Raw genomic sequence first — 5035 nt, 5'->3', positions numbered from 1 at the left:
GTAGCCGGCGGTGAACAGGGCGATGCCGCCGTAGAGGCGGGTGCGGTCGCCGAGTCGGCCGAGCAGGGTGGTGGCGGCGAGGACGAGGGCGACGACGAGGGCGGCGTTGACGGCGCGCAGGACACCGAGGACGGCGACGCCGTCGACGTGCAGTCCGAGGAGGGTCTGGTCGGGGAACTCGCGGGCCAGGCGTACGGCGATGTAGTAGCCGATCTGCATTTCGACGGCGGCGATGAGGGCGGCGGCGGCCATCTGGAGGAGGAAGACGCGGTCGCGGGCGACGGCGAGGTAGCCGCGGAGCATGGCGGCGGGGCCTTTGGCGGTGGTCTTGGCGGTGGCGGGGGCGGTTTCGCTGATCCAGCGCCAGATGACGGCGGTGGTGGCCAGGCACAGGACGGCGGCGCCGGTGAGGAGCTGGAGGAAGTGCCCGTCGTAGAGGAAGCCGCCGAGGAGCGCGCCGACGGTGAAGGCGAGGTTGATGGACCAGTAGTTGATCGTGTAGACGAGCGGGCGGTTCTCGGGGGTGGAGACGTCGACCATCATGGCGTCGGCGGCGGGGGTGGCGAGCTGGGAGCAGCAGGTGTTGAGGAGGAAGAGCGCGAAGGTGGCGGCGCCGGAGCTCCACCAGGAGGAGTTGGCGAGGGCGAGCAGGGCGAAGGTGAGGGTGGCGCCGAGTTCGCCGGCGACCATGACGGGGCGGCGGCCGTGGATGTCGGCGAGGTGGCCGCCGAGGAAGTTGGCGGCGATGCCGGCGGCGGCGACCAGGACGGTGAGGACGCCGGCGGCGGCGGGGCCGTAGAGGACGGCGAGGTGGATGACCAGCAGCGGCATGAGCATGATCGACAGCAGGCGCTGGACGAAGCCGACGCCGATGCGCAGCCGGATGTTGGGGTGCAGGGAGGCGAGGGTGGCGGTGGCGGTCATCGACGGCTCCTGGGCTGGCGGTTCTCGTCGGCGAGGCGTCCGCCGTTGGCCCAGTGGCCGGGGTCGACGTCGCGGACGATGACGGTGACGGCGTCGTCGGGGCAGCCGGAGACCCGGGTGACGACGTCGGTGATGCCCGAGACCAGCTCCCTTCGGGCTTCTCGGTCGTTGCCCTGCCACCAGTTGACGGTGATCACCGGCATGTCGGCGGTCCTTTGCTCATCGGTGCGGCCGGGGACCGCGTGCACGGATGCGGCGGCTTGAGAATCGCCGGGCCCCGGGCGGGGCGGCAAGCGGGGTGGCGGGCGGGGGCGCGACTTGAACAAGTCGGCGCGCGACTCATGGTCATCTGCCGCTTGGAGGGCGGGAGTTGGTGAAGTCGGCGTGCGGTGGCCGCGGTGCGTTGCCGCCGATTTCCGGCCCGTGGTGTGATCGGCGCCGTCCTGCCCCGGCCGGGCCCGTCCGGCCGGTGCCGGGTCCGTCTCCCGTGGCGGGCGGGGCGCCGCGAAGCCTGCCCGCCACGGGGGCGCCACAGCTCTGATCACCTCGGAAGGAATGCCGGTGTCCCTTTTCGACATACGCCAGCTCGGCGGACGGATCGGCGCGGAGGTGACCGGTGTCGACCTGTCCTCCGAGCTGTCGGAGGCGGTTTTCCGCCAGGTCCACGAGGCGTTCCTCGCGTACAAGGTGCTGTTCTTCCGGGATCAGGACATCAGCGACGAGGACCAGTTGCGGTTCGCCGGCCGGTTCGGGCCGCTGACCGGAAAGCATCCGATGATGCGGACGGTGGACGGCGCCCCGCAGGTGATCGCGGTGGACGGGGAGGACCAGCGGGCCGACCACTGGCACACCGACATCAGTTTCACCACGGCCCCGTCGCTGGGCACGACGCTGCGCAGCGTGGTGCTGCCGCCGTACGGCGGGGACACCCTGGTGGCGAACGCGGCGGCCGGCTACAAGGACCTGCCGGCGGAGCTGCGGGAGATCGCCGACAGGCTGTGGGCGGTGCACACCAACCACGCCGAGCAGCCGCGGCTGGGCACCGAGCGCGGCGATCAGGTGCGGGCGGCGTTCCTGGCCCGCCGCTTCGAGGCGGCGCACCCGGTGGTGCGGGTGCATCCGGAGTCGGGTGAGCCGAGCCTGTTCCTGGGCGGGTTCGCGCAGTGGCTGGTGGGGATGGAGCCGCGCGAGTCGCGGCCGATCATCGACGTGCTGCAGGGCTATGTGCGGCGGCCGGAGAACACGGCGCGCTGGACGTGGCGTCCGGGCGACGTGCTGATCTTCGACAACCGGTGCACCCAGCACTACGCGGTCAACGACTACGACGCCCATCCGCGGGTGCTGCACCGGGTGTCGATCAACGGCGAGGTGCCGGTGGGTCTGGACGGCAAGCGCAGCTACGCCCTGCGGGAGGGCGAGTGAGCGCGGCGGCCGGGCGGCCCGATCCGGCGGAGTTCGCGGCGCGGCTGCGGGCCCGGGAGCCCCTGGTGGGCTACTGGATCGCGCTGGACAACCCGGTGGGCACCGAGCGGATCGCGGCGCTGGGATACGACTACGTCGGCGTGGACGGGCAGCACGGGGTGCTGCACCAGCCGGGCTGGCAGGCGGCGATGCTGGCGGTGGACGCCCGGGGCCGGTCGGCCGGGGTGATCCGGGTGCCTTCGCCGGACCCGGTGGCGATCGGGGCGGCGCTGGACACCGGGGCGCTGGGCGTGGTGGTGCCGATGGTGGAGAGCGCCGAGCAGGCGCGGACCTCGGTACGGGCCTGCCGGCACCATCCGGCCGGCACGCGGTCGCTGGGCGGGCCGGTCCGCGGCGAGCTGCGGCTGGGTTCGGTCCCGGCGGAGATCGACGCGCGGGTGGCGTGCATCGTGATGATCGAGACGGCCGCCGCGCTGGCGGACCTGGAGGCGATCTGCGCGGTCGAGGGCCTGGACGCGGTGTACGTGGGGCCGGCCGACCTGTCGGCGGCGCTGGGCGCGCGGTACTTCGGCGATCCGGCGGCCGCCGGTGAGCTGGAGGAGGCGCTGGCCCGGATCACGGACGCGGCGCGGCGGCACGGCGTCGCCTGCGGCATCCACGTCATGGACGGGGCGAGCGCGGCGAAGCGGCTGGCGGAGGGGTTCACCTTCGCGACCGTCTCCAGTGACATCACACACCTTCAGCAGGCGGCGGCCGCGCATCTGGACGCGGCGCGCGCGCTGGGCGCGGCCGCCGCCTGAGCGGCGGCGGCCCTGAGCAGGGAGGGCAGGGGGACCATGACGACGGATACGGGTCTGCGGCCGGCCGCCGGCACGGCCGGGTCGGCCGGGTCGGTGGAGGAGCTGGTGGGGCGCACCCCGCTGCTGCGGGTGGCGCTGCCGGGGCCGGCCGGGCCGGTGGAGCTGCTGGCGAAGCTGGAGATGGCCAACCCGCTGTCCAGCGTGAAGGACCGGGCGGCGCTGTACATGGTGCGGGAGGCGGAGGAGAGCGGGCTGCTGCCGGCGCGCGGCGGCACGGTGGTGGAGTGCTCCTCGGGCAGCACCGGCATCTCGCTGGCGGCGCTGTGCGCCCGGCGCGGGCACCGCTGTGTGATCGTGATGCCGGACAACGCCACGGTGGAGCGGCGGCTGATCCTGAAGGAGCTGGGCGCGGAGGTGCGTCTGGTGCCGGCCGGCGACGGGCTGCCGGCGGCCTGGGCGTACGCGGAGGCGCTGGCCGCGACGCTGCCCGGGGCGTGGGTGCCGCACCAGGACCGCAACCCCGCCAACGTACGCGCGCACTACGAGACGACCGGTCCGGAGATCTGGCGGGCCACCGGCGGACGGGTGGACGTGCTGGTGTGCGGGGTGGGCACCGGCGGCACCCTGACCGGCACCGCCCGGTACCTGAAGGAGCGCACCTCGGTGCACGTGGTGGCGGTGGAGCCGGAGCGCAGCGCGGTGATGTCGGGCGGCGAGCCAGGCCCGCACGGCATCCCGGGCATCGGCGCGGGCTACGTCTCGGAGATCACGGACCTGTCGCTGGTGGACGAGGTGGTGGCGGTCTCCGACGAGGCGGCCGCGGCCACCACCCGGGAGGTGACCGGGGTGACCGGGCTGCCGGTCGGCGTCTCCTCCGGCGCGGCGGCCTGGGCGAGCCGCGCGGTGGCCTCCCGGCCGCGCTGGGCGGGCGCCCGCGTGGTGACGGTCTTCCCCGACAGCGGGGAGCGGTACCTGTCGACGGCCCGCTGAACGCCCGCCCTCTGACGAGCAGTACGGAAATGCCTTCGCCACCCCCCGGAACGTCTCCACGGAAAGACTGAAGCTGACATGTGCCGGATCTTCGGTTACTTCAACGCGGCGGTGACGCCGCACGAGCTGCGGACGGTCGCCGCCTTGCAGCGGCACGGCGGCCCCGACGGCACCGGCACCGGCCGGGAGCCGGGCTGGGGCCTGGGCAACAACCGGCTCGCGGTGGTCGACCTGGACGGCGGGGAGCAGCCGTACGGGGCCGGCGGCCGGGTGCGGGTGGTGTTCAACGGGGAGATCTACAACCACGAGGAGCTGCGCCGCCGCCTTCAGGCGCGCGGGCACGTGATCCCCGACCGGTGCGACGGGTCGGTGCTACCGGCGTTGTATCTGGAGTACGGGGAGGACTTCACCGAGCAGCTCGACGGCATGTACGCGGTGGCGGTGCTGGACGGGCGGGGCGCGGTGCCGAAGCTGCTGCTGGCCACCGACCACGCGGGGATGAAGCCGCTGTACCTGCGGTGGGAGGCGGCGGGCCGGTCGCTGCGCTTCTCCTCGGAGCTGCCGGCGCTGCTGGGGTTCGGCGGGGTCGGCGGGCGGATGCGCGAGTCGGCGCTGGACGCCTATCTGGCGACGCGGACGCCGTTCGGCACCGGCACGGTGTACGAGGACGTGGAGGTGCTGGAGCCCGGCACGACGTGGGTGTGCGAGCTGGGCGGCGTACCGCGGACGCGGCGGCGGGCGGCGGAGGTCGAGGCTCTGGGCGGGGGCGGGGACGGTCACGTCGCGGGCAGGCTGCGGGAGTTGCTGCGCGAGGAGGTGGGGCGGCTGCTGGTGGCGGATGTGCCGGTGGCGCTGATCACCTCCGGTGGTCTGGACTCCTCCCTGGTGACGGCGCTGGC

Annotated in this window: 6 protein-coding genes; 4 read left to right on the top strand and 2 right to left on the bottom strand. The window is 74.0% G+C overall.

Annotated features, from left to right (window positions below; genetic code table 11):
• Both C6N75_RS25660 and C6N75_RS25655 read right to left on the bottom strand, forming a co-directional pair.
• On the bottom strand, positions 1–924 hold a 924-nt coding region (locus tag C6N75_RS25660; RefSeq protein WP_105871261.1), incomplete at its 3' end, for an MFS transporter.
• Positions 921–1127, bottom strand: a complete 207-nt coding sequence (locus C6N75_RS25655) for a tautomerase family protein (RefSeq protein ID WP_105871260.1) — start codon at positions 1125–1127, stop codon at positions 921–923. The genes C6N75_RS25660 and C6N75_RS25655, both read right to left, overlap by 4 nt.
• 358 nt (positions 1128–1485) lie before the next feature.
• On the opposite strand from C6N75_RS25655, the gene C6N75_RS25650 reads away from it, so the two are divergent.
• From C6N75_RS25650 to C6N75_RS25635, 4 genes are all read left to right on the top strand, one after another.
• The gene (locus tag C6N75_RS25650; protein ID WP_105871259.1) at positions 1486–2346 is read left to right on the top strand and encodes a TauD/TfdA dioxygenase family protein; all 861 of its coding nucleotides are present in this window, start codon (positions 1486–1488) and stop codon (positions 2344–2346) included.
• Positions 2343–3146, top strand: coding sequence for an HpcH/HpaI aldolase family protein (locus tag C6N75_RS25645; protein WP_105871258.1), 804 nt, complete (start codon positions 2343–2345; stop codon positions 3144–3146). The genes C6N75_RS25650 and C6N75_RS25645 overlap by 4 nt, the downstream gene beginning before the upstream one ends.
• A gap of 36 nt (positions 3147–3182) precedes the next feature.
• The gene (locus C6N75_RS25640; protein WP_105871257.1) at positions 3183–4136 is read left to right on the top strand and encodes a PLP-dependent cysteine synthase family protein; all 954 of its coding nucleotides are present in this window, start codon (positions 3183–3185) and stop codon (positions 4134–4136) included.
• 78 nt (positions 4137–4214) lie between these two features.
• Positions 4215–5035: asparagine synthetase B family protein (locus tag C6N75_RS25635; protein ID WP_146132675.1), on the top strand; the 821-nt coding region annotated here is incomplete at its 3' end.

The sequence above is a fragment of the Streptomyces solincola genome (genome assembly GCF_002982015.1).
GTDB lineage: Bacteria > Actinomycetota > Actinomycetes > Streptomycetales > Streptomycetaceae > Streptomyces > Streptomyces solincola.
This window is presented reverse-complemented; position numbering and strand designations above follow the sequence as displayed.